Below are 16120 nucleotides of genomic sequence, written 5' to 3' on the forward strand. Positions count from 1 at the left end.
GAATTTTACCGTGTTATTGCAATTTCACCAAGGTTATACCAACCGGATTACCCCAAACCGTCTCAATCTGCGTGATTCAAACTGGTATCAATAACGCGCCGATAATTCATCCTGATTCAGCAGGCTGGTTTCCTTACCAATCAGATCACCGTAATACACTTCAAACATCAATACGTTCTGCACATATCCCCGAGTTTCATTAAAAGGAATCGCCTCAATAAAAGCGAATACATCCAGCATACTATCACTTCCTTCGCGCCACCGATTCACCCTCGTCGGCCCGGCATTATACGCGGCAAACGCATACACCCGATTATTATCGTAACGATCGAGCATCATCTTAAGGTATCCGCTGCCTAAACGAATATTGACGCCAGGATCAAACAGGCTGTGTTTACCTTGGTAATTCCGGCCCAATTGTTCCGCCGTATCTTTTGCCGTCGCAGGCATCAGTTGCATTAAACCACGTGCCCCTACCGGAGATTGTGCTTCCGCATTCCAGGCGCTTTCCTGTCTTGCCAGCGCCATCATCGTCGTCGTTGGCACGCCTCGTCTTTTGCTGAAAAAATCAAACCACCATTTATGAGCAATGGGAAAACGTAACTCGATGTGATCCCATAACTGGCCAGAAATCGTCGCCTGCACTGCCAGGTGATGCCACTTATTGGCAGCAGCATAAGAGGCCAGGATCTGAAGCTGCTCGTTATCAAGGCCATTCAGCAAATAGGTCCACTCACGGTTGGCTGCAAAAATCTTATCCAATGCAATTAACTCCCTGATCCGATTCAGTGTTTCTGCGTATACCTGACTAAGTTTCAATGTCGAAGGAGCTTTTTTTACCGGATAATGAATCGGTTTCTTCAACACTGTTGCGGCGGCGACACTATAAAAATCACGCTGGCCAAGTAGCGATGTGTAGATTTTGTCTGCGGCTTGTTGTTGACCTTTTTGTGCCAGTAAATGAGCTTGCCAGAATGTCCACCGGCTTGTTTGCTTCACTTCTTTCGGCAAGTGCTTAATCCACTCTTCGGCACCTTGCCAGTCCGCCTCTCTAATGGCTAAACGGATCCGGCGTTCAAGCAGGTGAGTTTGGCGGCTGGTGCGAATTTTACTGTCGCGCCACCGGATCAACTCTTCCTTCTCGGTCGAAAATAGCCGCGCCGCGCAATAGTCAGCCAACACCTGACGTTTTGCCTTGCCGAAGTGTTGCCCGTCCATCACCGCCTGATATTGCTTCACCGCTTCTTTGATATCTTTGCGCGCCAAACGTTTATACGAAATCACCGTAAGATACTGATTAAAAGGCGTTACTCTGCTACGTTTTGCAAAGCGCGAAACCTGTTCCGGCTTCTCAAATAATGCCAAGATGTCGTCGCCTTTCTTTTTACCGGCTTCGGTCAGCTGCTTATTCAGATACTGTAAACGACTGCTATTGCCTTCTGCATATACCAAGAGCATGCGATCAAGGATCAAGGTATCTGTCCGTTGTCCTGCTTTTTGCCACTTTGCGAGCAAAGGATCACAGGCATCACTGATCGATTTGCCCGTCAGCCAGAGAGACTGCGCCCCCTGCCAGGCAACGGCCGTATTTCCCAGCTTACTCTGGGCATAATAGTAGTGACATTTCAGTAGCTCTCCCCCCGGGGGCATCGGTTGTACATCAATGAAATTTTGCCAACGACTCGTATTGGCCAAGAGTGCCAGATACCGTTCTTTAATCGTGGAGCCAAACGGCAAGGACTGATGATCGTCAATAAATGCTTCGACCTGCTCAGGCGTTTTATCTTTCAAATGGCGAGTAAAATCACGATAGTCGAGGTAGGGGGACAGCGGATAATCGTCAAGCTTCTCTCGCAGCTGACGATATTTGTCTAGATTGTTATTCTCCAGTGCGACGCCAGCCTGTTCATACCACTCACGTTGCTGTTCTAGCGGTGCCGCCTGGCTGATCAGAGCGCACCCTAACCCCAGCATAAGCAAGACGGCTGATAAGACCTTATGGACAAAAAAGCGAGACACTAGAAAACTCCATTCCGGTTTGCTGTTTTAGTCTGGTATTTGTATTCATTTTAACCGCTAATTATGATCAGTACTGTTAATGTTAGGTCGAGAACGAGTAAAATACTCCCTTTCAATTAGATTAGAGATCGCAAACAGATATGGCTGAATACGTCTATACCATGTCGCGCGTGGGCAAAATTGTTCCACCAAAGCGTCAAATTCTGAAAAATATTTCTTTAAGCTTTTTTCCTGGAGCCAAAATCGGTGTTCTGGGTTTAAACGGTTCGGGTAAATCAACCCTGCTACGTATCATGGCCGGTATCGACACCGATATCGAAGGTGAAGCCCGCCCGCAAGCGGGTTTAAACGTCGGCTACCTTCCACAGGAACCGGTACTTGACGAAGAAAAAACTGTACGTGAAATCGTTGAGGAAGCAGTCTCTGACGTTAAAGATGCCCTTACTCGCCTTGACGCGGTTTATGCCGCCTACGCAGAACCCGATGCCGACTTCGATGTGCTGGCAAAAGAGCAAGGTGAACTTGAAGCGCTGATTGAAACCAAAGATGGTCACAATCTTGAAAACGCACTTGAGCGTGCCGCTGATGCCCTGCGTCTACCTGAATGGGACGCTCCAATCAAATTGCTATCGGGTGGCGAACGTCGCCGTGTTGCCCTTTGCCGCTTACTGCTTGATAAGCCAGACATGCTTCTGCTGGATGAGCCAACCAACCACCTTGATGCAGAATCTGTTGCCTGGTTAGAGCACTTCTTATGTGATTACAGCGGTACCGTGGTGGCAATTACCCACGACCGTTACTTCCTGGATAACGCCGCAGGCTGGATTCTGGAACTTGACCGCGGCGAAGGTATTCCATGGCAAGGTAACTACACCTCTTGGCTAGAACAGAAAGATGCACGTTTGCAGCAAGAGTCATCACAAGAAAATGCGCGTCAGAAGACTATCGCTAAAGAGCTTGAATGGGTTCGCCAAAACCCTAAAGGTCGCCAGGCTAAATCTAAAGCCCGTATGGCTCGTTTTGAAGAGCTAAATACCAGCGATCACCAGAAACGAAATGAAACCAATGAACTGTTCATTCCGCCGGGTGAGCGCCTGGGTGATAAGGTTATTGATGTTACAAACCTGACCAAATCATTTGGTGATCGCGTTCTGATTGATGACTTGTCATTTAGCATGCCAAAAGGTGCTATCGTCGGCATTATCGGTGCTAACGGTGCCGGTAAATCCACCCTGTTCAAAATGCTAAGCGGTAGCGAGCAGCCTGATTCCGGTACGATCGAGCTGGGTACAACAGTCAGCCTGGCATCGGTTGATCAGTTCCGTGACAGCATGAACGATGACAACACTGTATATCAGGAAATTTCTGAAGGTGCAGAGATCATCCGCATCAATAATTATGAAGTACCGGCACGTGCATACGTTTCACGTTTCAACTTCCGTGGCAGTGATCAACAAAAACGCATTGGCGATCTGTCTGGTGGTGAACGTAACCGTGTTCACTTAGCAAAACTGCTAAAAGCCGGTGGCAACGTATTACTCCTCGATGAACCGACCAATGACCTGGATGTTGAAACGCTGCGAGCACTGGAAGAAGCGCTGCTTGAGTTCCCTGGCTGTGCCATGGTTATCTCGCACGACCGTTGGTTCCTTGACCGTATCGCAACGCACATTCTTGACTACCGTGATGAAGGTCAGGTTAACTTTTACGAAGGTAACTACACCGAATACACCGACTGGTTGAAGAAAACCCTTGGTGCGCAAGCGGCAGAACCGCACCGTATCAAGTACAAGCGCATGACAAAGTAATGTCCTGCTAAACGAACATTACTGACATTGTATTACTGACAAAAAAGGGGCTGCCAATGCAGCCCTTTTTTGTTCATGCCTGATCTCTCAACAAATTCCATAAAAACCTGTTTGACTAAATACAGGGTTACTTGGGTATATATGGTTTTGTGATCACATCCCTAGAGAAAAATCTCATTTATACGTACACTTACAAGATAATCATTAAAAAAAGATCACTATGACTGAACGTCGTCAATTCATACGCATCCTCTACCAATCACCCGCTACGTTACGTCAGGCAGAAGGTGAATGGCAGACTGTTGTCCGTGATTTATCATTAAAAGGGATATTGCTCACCTGCCCGCCTGACTGGCAGCCCAGCACCGATCCCCACTACACGGTCAACTTTTGCCTACATGAATGCGACATTGAACTGACGATGGAAACTCAGTTAATCAGTCACTGCCGCGATTTTTTACGAATGAAAATTCACCACCTTGATATTGACAGTGCCAGCCATTTGAAACGCCTTGTCGAACTAAATGTCGGAACTGATGAGCTATTACATCGCGAACTGGAACAACTGACAGATTTAGAAAATCACCTTAACAAGCACTAGAAGCTAACCAATCATCATGTCCAACAATCTTTGCATCTCAATCTCAGACCACCGAGGAACATCCCATTATCTGATCAACCACTTTAAAAAACGCTATCTTGCCCTTTTCCTTTTATTACTATCCGCTATTTTGATCGGCGGCAGTTACAGCATTTATGCCCTTTACCAGCAAACCCTCTTTTCATCCTCTCAGCTAGATCTGCTGAATGTTGAAGCTGAGCAACTCACGGAATCGCTGTCTGAAGAGAGCGCAGCCAACCAGGCTCTTACTCAACAACTGGAAGATAAAAATGCAGCACTGGCGCTGCTGGCCCAGCGTGTTGATGATGTTGAAACCATCTTAGGGCTGCAAAATGAAAACGGCGAAGAGGTGACTTTAGAACAGCGCATCGACAGTGCCGCGATCAGCTCGGCGGTAAGAGGGACGTTATTTCGCCTGATCCCGAATGGCAGCCCGACCCCGGGTATTCGAATGTCATCAGGCTTTGGTTCCCGGGTACATCCTGTAACCGGTAAAAGAAAATACCATCGAGGGCTCGATTTTGCGGCCAACACCGGTACACCTATTTATGCCCCTGCTGACGGGGTAGTGGAAGCTGTCAGGCCAAGTAATAAAGGCTCTGGCAACTTCATTAAGCTCAACCACTCATTAGGCTTTGCGACCACTTATTCACACATGAGTAAGTTCAAGATAAAAAGAGGCCAATTTGTTCGTAAAGGGGATTTGCTTGGCATGTCTGGCAACACCGGGCTATCAACCGGGCCGCATTTACATTATGAAATTCGTTTTTTAGGCCGCGCCCTTAATCCGCGATCATTTGTCACCTGGACGCCCGAAAATTTTGATTCGTTGTTTGAAAAAGAAAAAACCGTTCAATGGGCGGCACTGCTTGAAATGATCAGTAACGTTGTCTCTATGCAGGTGCAGTTAACCCGTGCTCCAGAACAGCTAACATCCATTGATACCGCCAGTACTCAGACGGTATCAACCGATAAGCAGAAGCTGTAGGGTTATACCAATTCCAACAAGCCGGACGGCAATAAAAAAGCGAGAGCCGATGCTCTCGCTTTTTTGGGGCTAATCAGATGCTAGTTACAGAGCAATGCGCTCAAATGCCTCCAGGGCTTCCTGCAAGTCTTCGACCGGAATAACTTCAACGCCACTCATCTTGCGACTGGCATTCGCTTTCGGCACTATAACCCGGGTGAAGCCTTGTTTAGCTGCTTCACGGATCCGCTCTATCCCATTAGCTGCCGGACGAATATCCGCATTCAGACCGATTTCACCAAAGACTAAAACATCTTGCGGGATCGGTGCATTCTTAAAGCTCGAATAGATTGAAAGCAGCACGGCCAGATCGGCAGAGGTCTCCTCAATCTTAATACCGCCTACACAGTTAACGAAAATATCCATGTCTGACAGCATGACCCCGCCATGGCGGGCCAGCACCGCAATCGACATCGCCAAACGGTTGGTATCATAACCGACGGATAACCGACGAGGATTCTCTGTAACCGAGTTATTACACAGCGCTTGTATTTCCACCAGCAACGGTCTTGTTCCTTCCCACAAGGTCGTACAGGCGGATCCGGCGTGATTTTTATTCGAACGGCTAAGGAAGATTGCCGATGGATTTTTAACCTGCTTCATGCCCTGTTCTGTCATGGCAAAAAAACAAGATTCCGAATCTGCACCAAAACGGTTCTTTGAGGTACGCAATACCCTGAACTTCTCATCAGACGTTGATGATAAGGCAAACAAACCATCAACAATGTGGATCAGCTGCATGGGTCCGGCCACATTCGAATCTTTATTAATGTGGCCGACAATCACGAAGGTCACCCCTTCGGTTTTGGCAAAACGTGTTAACGCCGCAGCCGATTCTTTTACCTGGCTTGGGCTACCGGCAGCGGAATCGGAGTGTGCCACCGTCATGGTCTGAATGGAGTCAATAATGACAAACTCCGCTTTTTGCTGAACAACGTGATTTAACACCTGCTCAACCGAGGTTTCAGCAACCACACTGATTTTATCAAGGTTTGGCGTACTCAAACGTTTAGCACGTTGGGAAATCTGATGAACCGATTCCTCACCCGAAACATAAAGTGCCGATTTTTCGGCAGCAACAGCGCCAATACTCTGCAATAAAAGGGTAGATTTACCGGCCCCTGGATCACCACATAACAATAGTACCGAGCCCGGTACAATACCGCCGCCTAAGACGCGATCAAACTCACCGATCCCCGAACTAAAACGGGGCATATCTTTGTTTTCAACTTCAGACAGTTTCTGGATCTTCGTTGTCGTTCCCGCATAACTACCGGACGTCGCTGATGTGCCTATCGCTGTCTTGGTTTTAGGAATCGTAAACTCTGTAATTGTATTCCAGGCAGCACAAGCGCTGCACTGCCCCTGCCAACGGGGAAAATCTGCACCACACTCACTACACACATAAGCGCGCTTTGTTTTTGCCATCTCGCATCCTAATTTATTGATCAACCGCGCACTATTTTCAAAAAGAGTATTTAAACGTCGCTTTTAGCAGATTAAACCTGATACAGGCTAAAGTTTTACTGCAAAATGCAGATAACAAACCAAGGGGTAATGTATCAGAAAAAAGCATATTGATGGATGACTATAGCGGACTAATCGAACAACTTCTCCCCGTTTATGACAGTGAAGATTTTAATGACGTCTTCCAGTTGTTGACTGTGGATGAAACAGGGCCGACTCGCCTGAAAATAAAGTTTGAACTTAATCGCATAATGGCTCCGTGCCAGAAGATTATTGATCTTCGCGGACGAGTAAAGGGGGAATGCCGCCCATACGATTTGCATGGTCTCACCCACTGGCTTGATGACGTTGCCATAAATACTTATCACCGACGTATAAAAGTCTATGGCGGGAAATATCGTACTGGCCTGTATGAAGCCTTGACCAATACTCGTAATAACTTTCGAGTACTCCACCAGCAAGGAAAGATTAACCCGCAAACCCCTCTCCAGTCGGCGCGCGATACCCAATTTGATGCCACGCTTATTCGCTTCGGCCATTACCTGACCCGCGAGGAAAATCGTCTGCAAATTGCCACTCAGGTCAATCTGAGCCTGCCTCTCGGCCAGAGTGTTCATGGGGTGACATCGGATCTCTCTTATTCTGGCGCTAAATTCAAAGTACCGTCAGCATTTAAGTACAATTTAGGTCAGACAATCATTGCTCGTTTCCCTTTGCTGGCTGAAGAGTACAACGATGCCCGCCTGAACAAAGGAACGGAATACCGAATTTTAGGTATCGATAGCAACAAAGACAACGATAGCTTTAAATGGCTGCGCCTGATCGCATTAGATGACAACCTTGCGATAAAAGAAGCCATTGAACGCAATCAAAAAACAGCCAACAATCGTACCCGAAATAATCACGAAGACAAGGTCATCCAGGCCCGTACCAAAGGCTATGAACATTGCTTCCTGAAGCACACTTCCAGTATGCCACTGTTTTTTTCCGGCACAGAATTGAAGTACTGCCTGCTCACAGAGCAGAACCACAATATATGGAAAGACTGGCACGACGAGCGTAATCAGCCCGTACTCAATCACTTGCTATCAAAAGAGCGGATGGCGAGCCTGGGCAAAACCGGACTCAAGCAATGCAGTACCCTGATCTACAGCTTTAATCTTGAACATGAGCAGAAAACCTTTTTTTATTCCGCGGCGTTACCGGAAATGACTCAGGAGCAGCGTCAGCTATTTTGGCAGGTGGGTGCATCACGCAAGAGCTGGCGAGTTACCCGCTTAACGGTATATCCGTTAAGCGCGGAAGATCTCAATCGCCTTCATGATATCGCAGAAGAGCCGGTTGAACAGTTTCAAGACCTGACACATATTGGCGTATTGCAAGACTTAACCAATACCCAAGCCCAGCATGACTACCGCTTGACTGCCAAACCTAAGCTACCGGCAAAAACCTTGGGATCATTCCGACATCAGCGTAACCCAATCTGTCAGGCCAAAGCCATTTTCTTCGACCCGAAACCGCAACGAAGCGAATCCCGGTTTATCTATCAGACTCCTGTCGAGCTTCACCATCCTAAAATGGGAACAGTCGCCGGAGCGACTGTCGACTTTTCCAGTCGAGGGCTGCATCTTACTCTGGCTGAACCATTTCAGACCAAAAGAGACGATAAGGTCACGGTTAAATTCACTCAATTACAAAAGCTTGATAAAAACGCACCATTGGGAAATTTGCCTTATCGTATTGTTCGGGTTAGCCCTGATTGCCGTAGTATTCAGCTAGCGACAGGCAGCGGAGAAGAGGCGCTAAAAGGGGAACTTTTTTTACGCCGTCTGATCAAGCGCAACGAAGCTAAGCTGAAGTTAGCGCAGGAGAACTTGCCTGCAGGGGAGCTTCTGCTGGCGATGCATCAAATGCTGTTAACACGTCTGAACTGCGTACCCTATTTTGCCGAAAAGTGCGAGCATAAGGTCACTCTCAAGGCAATTGGCAGTAATTTTCCATTACCTACGCTACCAAAGCTGTTCAACCAGCTAGCAGGCGGAAATCATTTTTCGCTGCATCCTGTCTTTAAAAACCGGGTAAACCGGATGCTGGCTGAAACCATGCGCCCGGTTGAGGTTCGCCAACCATTTATCCATGAATTGTACCTTTGGATACAGCGCCAGGACGACACTATTCACCATATCGAAAGTAGGCTACTAGATGAATTTGATGATGCAGAGCAACGCATTGGCTTTATCAAAAAAGCACGACGCCACGGGGAGTTTATTGCTATTCGTGTTACCGCAGTGCCGGTTTTAAACCCTATGACGGCATTGATCCGTGAAGATCTCGGCCAACTGGCTCGCCTCACTATGCACCGAGCCCGCGCACTGGAGATGGAATTCACCTCGTTAATTGGCTGTGGCGAGATATTCAATATTACCGATGAAGTCTTAGTCAGGCTCGAAATTAACTAATAAGGTGACCTTCATCATCAACCTTAGTATTTTTCCATTCTGCTGCGGTTAGATCGTTAATAAATCGGACATTATTTGATGATATAGACTATTTTAATGATGTGTATGTCTAATTTATCGGCACACCCAAATCGATTTAGGATGAACTGTTAGTTATGGACAACTTGCTGATCAAACTCAATTTTGTGCTCGTCATTGGCTTTTTTTCAAGCCTCGTACCAGCTGCTCCCCTGCATGATTATTGGGAACTAAGCGAGTACCTAACCACCCATCCCGAGCAAATACCGTTGTCCATAGCATTCTCTGCTCAAGTTCAGCTACCAGCAAGCCCGCCAACATTGAGAGCCAAGCAACCATTAAGAGTCGCGATGGTCCTCCCAGCTGAGCAAGTGTCCGATTATTGGCGCAGAAATATCTCGGCATTTCAGTCCAGGATGGCAGAGCTTGGCATTCCTTATCAACTGGAGCCTTTTTTCACCAAGCCTTCATTAGAGCCGAGAGAACAAAGCCGATATCTGTTTGAAGCATTAAAGTCCGATCCCGATTATCTGATTTTCACCCTGGATACCCTACGCCATAAAAAATTTATCGAGCGTATTGTCAGTAGGGGGCGGCCTAAAATTATCCTGCAAAATATTACTACGCCCTTGAAGGCGTGGCAGGATAAGCAGCCTTTTTTATATGTCGGCTTTGATCATGCAACAGGCAGCCGGATGCTAGCGGATTACTATAAAGCCGCGTTCCCCCGAAGTGCTGATTATGGCATGTTGTATTTCTCTAAGGGCTACGTAAGTACTGCTCGGGGCGACACCTTTATTGGGGCCATGCAAAGCGCCGAAACCATTAAACTTAGAACCTCGTACTATACCAAAGCGAACCGTGAGTCAGCCTATCAGGCCGCCCTGTCGACATTGCGCGAATACCCGAATTTAGACTTTTTTTATGCCTGTGCAACCGATGTTGCCCTTGGTGCCGCTGACGCGATAAAACAGCTGGGATTGCAAAATAAGGTACGGGTTAACGGCTGGGGAGGCGGCTCGGCTGAACTTGAAGCCATTGAAAATGCTGACTTAGATGTAACAGTCATGCGAATGAACGATGATACCGGTGTCGCTATGGCTGAAGCTATTAAGCTTGATCGGCAAAACAGACCTGTTCCACTAGTTTATTCCGGTGAACTGGTGCTGGTCACCAAAGGGATCAGCAAAGAGCGACTCAATACCTTAAAACACCGTGCTTTTCGTTATTCCGACCAATAACGAAGTCAGGTAATTATGATGGCAAAAAAACAAGAAAAACCTCTCTCGCATATTATCTTAAGACTGTTGCTGGCGAGCTTCTCCGTCGTCCTCTTTGCTCTTATGGTGCTAAATTTCCAGTCTGGGTACCAGGCAGTAAAACGGGAAACCCAGCACCATTTCGAGCAAATTGATCACTTGTTACACGCGGTATTGAGCTTTCAGCTTGGCGCGCTACGTTATGGCCAGGATAGCAGTGCTGTTGAGTTAGCTATTCACCAGCACCTTGAAAAACAAGATCCCCGTGTATTAGACCGTTACTTTTCAGGGCTTGATGAAAGCACCCCTGAAAGTAGCCCGGACTTTCGATTTATCGCCATGGATCACGGGGTGATCTGGAATGACAGCAACAGCCTTTCTCTCGGCCTGGATATCACTGAATTAAACCGACTGATTGGAGATCGCCTGCCGGAAAACGGCTGGCACCTTCGTTCTGTTACAACCGTACTCGGTGAGAGCCAGATACTCCTTCGTCAGGCGCCTGTTATTTTGCCTGAATCCGGAAAAATTGCGGCTGCACTGTACGTGGCCGTGGTACTGAATGATAACACGGCGTTGGTGCAAATGATGCGGCAGGCCAGTGGTAACAAAGCACTGATGATCACTTATAACGGGCAGGTTTTAGCGTCATCGATCAGATCGGATGACCCGGACTATTTAACCATGTACCGTTATATTACCCTATCGACTCCGGAAATGTCAGAAAGCGATTATTTGCATAAAATTCCGGTTAACCTTAAAGAGAATATAAATGGCCTTTCCTTTGTTATCCTGCACAGTAACAACAATATCGTTACGCTGAAATCACAATATCTACAAAGTGCAATGATTGGGGCTGCCCTGATCATCATCATGGTCATTTTAGTTGTTTGTTTTTTCCGTCGAAGTATGTTGACGCCTCTAAATCAACTGGTTAACTATGCGCGAAATGCCACGGTGCAAAACAATATCCAGCCTTATAATACTGGCAAGATCAGCGAATTTAACCGTATAGGCAAAGCCTTTGAAAAAACCCTGGTTCAGCTTAGCGAGAAAGAGCGTTCATTAGATGATTTGTTTAACTTTGCGTTTTCCCCCATTCTTGTTTGGAATACCGATTTAACGCTTCAGCACATAAATCCGGCAGCAAAGAAATGCCTTGGCTTTCATATTAAGAAGTCCCATTCTCTAAATTATTTTGAACAGTTTGAACGCGATGCCGCTGAATATTTACAACAAGCTGCTGCCGGCAAGATTGTTGAGAATATTGTTCTCAGCACAATGCAAGGTCGTTCATTTGCATGGAATATGGCACCGGTAATAGTCAACGGTAAGACGACTGCTGTTATCGCCCAAGGGCTTGATATATCTATGATAAAACAGGCCGAGGAAGACAGTCATAATGCCCGCCTGTCCGCTGAAGAGGCAAACCGGGCAAAATCCGCCTTTTTAGCCACCATGAGCCATGAGATACGTACCCCGCTCAACGGTATTTTGGGGATGGCACAAATCATCCAGAAAACGCTGACCGGCCATGAACAGCAACAGCAGATGAAAGTGCTCTATGAGAGTGGTAACCACTTACTGACATTACTTAGCGATATTCTTGATTTTTCAAAAATTGAACAGGGTAAGCTGGAGTTAAATAAAGTTGATTTTCAGCTAGACGATATCATCCGCTCAATTTCTGATATTTATCAGCCTTTGTGTCATCAGAAAGGGTTAACCCTTGAGGTTTGCAACACACTTGACACACCACTTCAGCTGTTCGCTGATGATGCCAGAATTCGTCAGATCCTGTTTAACTTGCTGAGTAATGCCGTGAAGTTTACTCACTTGGGTACGGTAAAATTAACCCTCGAACTCATTGCTGAAAATGACCAGATGGTTACCCTGCGGTTAATTATTTCCGATACCGGGATCGGTGTTCGAAAAGAGCGAATCGACAAATTATTTGAACCCTTTGTTCAGGCGGAAAATTCAACTACACGGGGATATGGTGGCTCCGGATTAGGCTTGTCCATTGTGAAGAAACTGGTTGAACTTATGGACGGAGAGATATCCGTGGAAAGTACTATTGGCACGGGAACCGTTTTTGCGTTGCAGTTATCCCTGGCCAAATCACATACAGCTGTACAGCCTGAGCCGGACGACAACCTGGACACGGTAAAGATTGAAGGGCTCGATATTTTAGTCGTTGAAGATAATAAAATTAATGCTCTGGTCGCGAAGACTTTTTGTGAAAAGCAAGGCCATCATGTGCAATGCGTTCAAAACGGACAACAGGCCGTAGAGCGGGTCAAAAAACATGACTTTGACCTGATCCTTATGGATAACCATATGCCGATGATGGATGGTATTGAAGCCACCAAAATGATCCGCAATGACTTAAATCGAAAAACCGTTATTTTTGCCTTAACTGCTGATGCATTTCAACAGACCCACGATGATTTTATTGCTGCCGGTGCTAACTCAGTGCTGATTAAACCACTCAAAGAGGAATCCCTTTTACAAGCCCTGCAGCAAAACCATAAAAAGTTGCTAAAACGTAAATTTCAGCAGGATACTGTTGATTAATATGACAATCCCCCCTGCTCACCATGTATTACCTGAATTGGACTAAAAACAGAAAAGAGCCTTACGGCTCCTTTTCTTAATATTCCGAACCCAAAAATAGTCTCTACCAGCTTATGCCTTGCGGTAACAGGGATGCAGACAGAATACACATCACTCCGCCCAGATCAGCGTGACGAATAGCCGCCGGCGCTGCTGCGTCCACTTTCGGCTTGGCATGATAAGCAATCCCTAACCCGGCCGCCGCCAGCATCACCAGATCATTCGCACCATCACCAATCGCAACCGTATTATGCAACTCAATGTCAAAATCTTCAGCCAGCTCACGCAGAATATCCGCTTTCACCTGCGCATCAACAACATCACCCACGACCTGTCCTGTCAGCTTACCATCGACAATTTCCAAAGTATTTGACTGGGTATGCACCAGGTCCAACTCCTCTTCCAGATAATCTGAAAAATAGGTAAAGCCACCGGAGGCTATGGCCACCTTCCAGCCGTACTGATGCAATGTCGCCACCAGCTCCCGCAGTTCAGGCATCAATGGCAAGGTTGAACGCACCGATTCTAAAATGGACTCGTCGGCTCCCTTCAGGGCCGCGACGCGCTGACGCAGGCTCTGTTCAAAATCCAGCTCACCTTGCATGGCACGCTCAGTCACCGCTGCAACCTGTTCACCGACACCGGCTAACACGGCAAGTTCATCGATACACTCAATCTGAATCGCCGTCGAATCCATATCCATGACAACCAAACCCGGTTCAGAAAGATCCGGTAGCTCAGAAGTGCGAGCAAAATCAAGCTGCTGCTGGCTCACGGCGGCAGCGACCTCATCAGACAGCTCGTTGAGGATCAATAACGCATCATAAGATCCGACTTTCCATGCCGCCACAACACTCAGTTCTTCTTTCGCCTGCTGTCCTATGTCTTCAATATGCTGACGAGTTATATTGCGACCGTATAACAGCCAGCGGGCATGCTTCTTATCGAGATTAGAGCTCGCAACTGTTTCAGGAAAACGTTGTTGTAATGAGGAATGTTTTTTTACTGTTAGTACTCTTTGCGCATCCATGTTCATGTTATCCATTTAATTCAAAAGCGGCCTGGGGGTAATCACTGAGGTTTCCAGCTTTTACCCCACGCAACTCTTTACTTCTACCATCAAAGTACCCTATTGCAATTTGTCAGGGCAAGCCCCAATATGATAATCGTTTATTTTCGCCATGTAGAATATAGAATAAAGCTATTCTATCCTTGTTCTACAAGGCTAATTGCTGATTTATATTGGTTATGATGAAACTCAAGAAGACACGATTACAGCGCGCATGGCAAATTTTTGTCTTAATCATCTGCATAGGTGGTTTGGTTACCATGCTGGAATATGGCTCAGATCTTAATCTCCGTAACTACCAGATGCTGAGTGAGCAAACTCAGTCGTTATCACGTATGGTAGTTCGCCAGGCTGCTGAAACGGCAGAAAAAGACGTATTAGAGGATAACCAGGACAAACTTCAGGTACTGGTACAGCAGATCTCTCAAGAGTCGCTGATCCTTGATGCCAGTATCTATGACCTGGAAGGGATCACTTTAGCGAAAACTGAAGACGCGATGCCCTTGGAACAGGTGACAGGCTTATCGACGCCATTATCGATCGCCAGTTTCGGTCGCCAGCAAATTGTCGAGCCGATCTTATCGGATAAACATGTCATTGGATTTATTCGTATTACTCTGGAGCATGGCAAGCTGGTTGAAAACGCCACTAGCCAGATCGAAGATATGACCAATATCGTCCGAGGCTTAGTACTGGCAGCAGTATTTATTGGCTTCTTACTGGCTTATACCTTTGGTCGCCGTAAAGATATCTGGCATTTCCCATTCTTACTAACGGCAAATGCGAAGGATTAATTTCAGGGGCAAGTGACGAGATTCGAGTAAGTGACAGGATTCGAGTAGAGAGTAACTCGTATCTAGTCACTCGTCTCTCGATACTCAACACCAAGACATAAAAAAGACGACCATTGGTCGTCTTTTTTAGCTCTGGTGTTACTGTCGATATCGCTTATTCAGCATCGCCCAACAGAACAGATTCCAGCGCGATTTCCATCATGTCGTTGAACGTTAGCTGACGCTCTTCCGATGTTGTCGCTTCACCACGTAGAATGTGGTCTGAAACCGTACAGATAGTCAGTGCTTTAGCACCGAACTCAGCGGCTAAACCGTAAATACCCGCCGCTTCCATCTCAACACCAACGATGCCGTACTTCTTCATTGTCTGGAAGAAATCAAAATCCGGGTTGTAGAACAGATCTGCAGAGAAGATGTTACCCACTTTAACATCGATGCCTTTTGCTTTCGCCGCTTCTACTGCGTTTTGCACCATACCGTAATCAGCCAGTGCTGCAAAATCGTGATCACCAAAGCGAATACGGTTTACTTTAGAGTCCGTAGAGGCACCCATACCGATCACAACATCACGCAGATTTACATCATCACGTACAGCGCCGCAGCTACCAACACGAATGATCTTCTTCACACCGAAGTCTTTGATCAGTTCGGTCGCATAGATAGAGCAAGACGGGATCCCCATACCATGGCCCATCACTGAGATCTTACGGCCCTTATAAGTACCAGTAAAACCAAGCATACTACGTACGTTACAGACTTCTTTAATATCTTCTAAAAACGTTTCTGCAATGTATTTTGCACGTAACGGATCACCCGGCATCAGTACGACGTCAGCGAAATCACCCATTTCAGCATTAATATGTGGAGTTGCCATCGTTATTTCCTTCCATTTATCCGTTGGACTGATTCAACCCAACATCAATTATCAATCATCAAATTGAAAAGTGCTGCTTCGAACTACA

The 16120-nt window shown here is 46.6% G+C and carries 11 protein-coding genes; 7 read left to right on the forward strand and 4 right to left on the reverse strand.

Features of this window, described 5'->3' with window-relative positions; translation table 11 throughout:
- Positions 1-87 precede the first annotated feature (87 nt).
- Positions 88-2019: a murein transglycosylase gene (gene sltY / locus C9I89_RS18950; RefSeq protein ID WP_342750175.1), complete on the reverse strand. Its 1932-nt coding sequence runs from the start codon at positions 2017-2019 to the stop codon at positions 88-90.
- Between the two features lie 140 nt (positions 2020-2159).
- Here sltY and ettA point away from each other — a divergent pair, with 140 nt between their 5' ends.
- From ettA to C9I89_RS18965, 3 genes are all read left to right on the forward strand, one after another.
- Positions 2160-3827 (forward strand): energy-dependent translational throttle protein EttA, encoded by a 1668-nt coding sequence (gene ettA / locus C9I89_RS18955; protein WP_107284883.1) that lies wholly within the window; start codon positions 2160-2162, stop codon positions 3825-3827.
- Between the two features lie 220 nt (positions 3828-4047).
- Complete coding sequence (locus C9I89_RS18960; RefSeq protein ID WP_107284884.1) at positions 4048-4428, forward strand: PilZ domain-containing protein; 381 nt, start codon at positions 4048-4050, stop codon at positions 4426-4428.
- Positions 4429-4444: 16 nt separating this feature from the next.
- Positions 4445-5437, forward strand: a complete 993-nt coding sequence (locus tag C9I89_RS18965) for a M23 family metallopeptidase (protein WP_107284885.1) — start codon at positions 4445-4447, stop codon at positions 5435-5437.
- 84 nt (positions 5438-5521) lie between these two features.
- Here the strand turns inward: C9I89_RS18965 and radA are convergent, their stop codons facing one another.
- On the reverse strand, positions 5522-6904 hold the full coding sequence (gene radA / locus C9I89_RS18970) for a DNA repair protein RadA (protein WP_107284886.1): 1383 nt from the start codon (positions 6902-6904) through the stop codon (positions 5522-5524).
- A gap of 152 nt (positions 6905-7056) precedes the next feature.
- Here radA and C9I89_RS18975 point away from each other — a divergent pair, with 152 nt between their 5' ends.
- The 3 genes from C9I89_RS18975 (at position 7057) to C9I89_RS18985 (ending at position 13256) form a co-directional block, all read left to right on the forward strand.
- Positions 7057-9402, forward strand: a complete 2346-nt coding sequence (locus C9I89_RS18975) for a PilZ domain-containing protein (protein ID WP_245905527.1) — start codon at positions 7057-7059, stop codon at positions 9400-9402.
- Between the two features lie 155 nt (positions 9403-9557).
- The gene (locus C9I89_RS18980) at positions 9558-10661 is read left to right on the forward strand and encodes an autoinducer 2-binding periplasmic protein LuxP (protein ID WP_107284888.1); all 1104 of its coding nucleotides are present in this window, start codon (positions 9558-9560) and stop codon (positions 10659-10661) included.
- Between the two features lie 18 nt (positions 10662-10679).
- Complete coding sequence (locus C9I89_RS18985; protein WP_170107740.1) at positions 10680-13256, forward strand: LuxQ periplasmic sensor domain-containing protein; 2577 nt, start codon at positions 10680-10682, stop codon at positions 13254-13256.
- Between the two features lie 103 nt (positions 13257-13359).
- Here the strand turns inward: C9I89_RS18985 and serB are convergent, their stop codons facing one another.
- A complete protein-coding gene (gene serB / locus C9I89_RS18990) occupies positions 13360-14325 on the reverse strand; it encodes a phosphoserine phosphatase (protein WP_107284890.1) in 966 nt (321 codons plus the stop codon).
- A gap of 218 nt (positions 14326-14543) precedes the next feature.
- Between serB and C9I89_RS18995 the strand changes: the two genes are divergently transcribed.
- Complete coding sequence (locus tag C9I89_RS18995; protein ID WP_107284891.1) at positions 14544-15158, forward strand: YtjB family periplasmic protein; 615 nt, start codon at positions 14544-14546, stop codon at positions 15156-15158.
- A 154-nt stretch (positions 15159-15312) separates the two neighbouring features.
- Here the strand turns inward: C9I89_RS18995 and deoD are convergent, their stop codons facing one another.
- The gene (gene deoD, locus C9I89_RS19000) at positions 15313-16032 is read right to left on the reverse strand and encodes a purine-nucleoside phosphorylase (protein WP_107284892.1); all 720 of its coding nucleotides are present in this window, start codon (positions 16030-16032) and stop codon (positions 15313-15315) included.
- Between the last annotated feature and the right edge of the window lie 88 nt (positions 16033-16120).

It is taken from the genome of Photobacterium lipolyticum, from assembly GCF_003026475.1.
Taxonomy (GTDB): Bacteria; Pseudomonadota; Gammaproteobacteria; order Enterobacterales; family Vibrionaceae; genus Photobacterium; species Photobacterium lipolyticum.

Coding starts and splice junctions, on each gene's coding strand:
- C9I89_RS18960 (WP_107284884.1), top strand. CDS start 4,048: ATGACTGAACGTCGTCAATTCATACGCATCCTCTACCAATCACCCGCT.
- C9I89_RS18975 (WP_245905527.1), top strand. CDS start 7,057: ATGGATGACTATAGCGGACTAATCGAACAACTTCTCCCCGTTTATGAC.
- C9I89_RS18980 (WP_107284888.1), top strand. CDS start 9,558: ATGGACAACTTGCTGATCAAACTCAATTTTGTGCTCGTCATTGGCTTT.
- ettA (WP_107284883.1), top strand. CDS start 2,160: ATGGCTGAATACGTCTATACCATGTCGCGCGTGGGCAAAATTGTTCCA.
- radA (WP_107284886.1), bottom strand. CDS start 6,904: ATGGCAAAAACAAAGCGCGCTTATGTGTGTAGTGAGTGTGGTGCAGAT.
- deoD (WP_107284892.1), bottom strand. CDS start 16,032: ATGGCAACTCCACATATTAATGCTGAAATGGGTGATTTCGCTGACGTC.
- C9I89_RS18995 (WP_107284891.1), top strand. CDS start 14,544: ATGATGAAACTCAAGAAGACACGATTACAGCGCGCATGGCAAATTTTT.
- C9I89_RS18965 (WP_107284885.1), top strand. CDS start 4,445: ATGTCCAACAATCTTTGCATCTCAATCTCAGACCACCGAGGAACATCC.
- C9I89_RS18985 (WP_170107740.1), top strand. CDS start 10,680: ATGGCAAAAAAACAAGAAAAACCTCTCTCGCATATTATCTTAAGACTG.
- serB (WP_107284890.1), bottom strand. CDS start 14,325: ATGGATGCGCAAAGAGTACTAACAGTAAAAAAACATTCCTCATTACAA.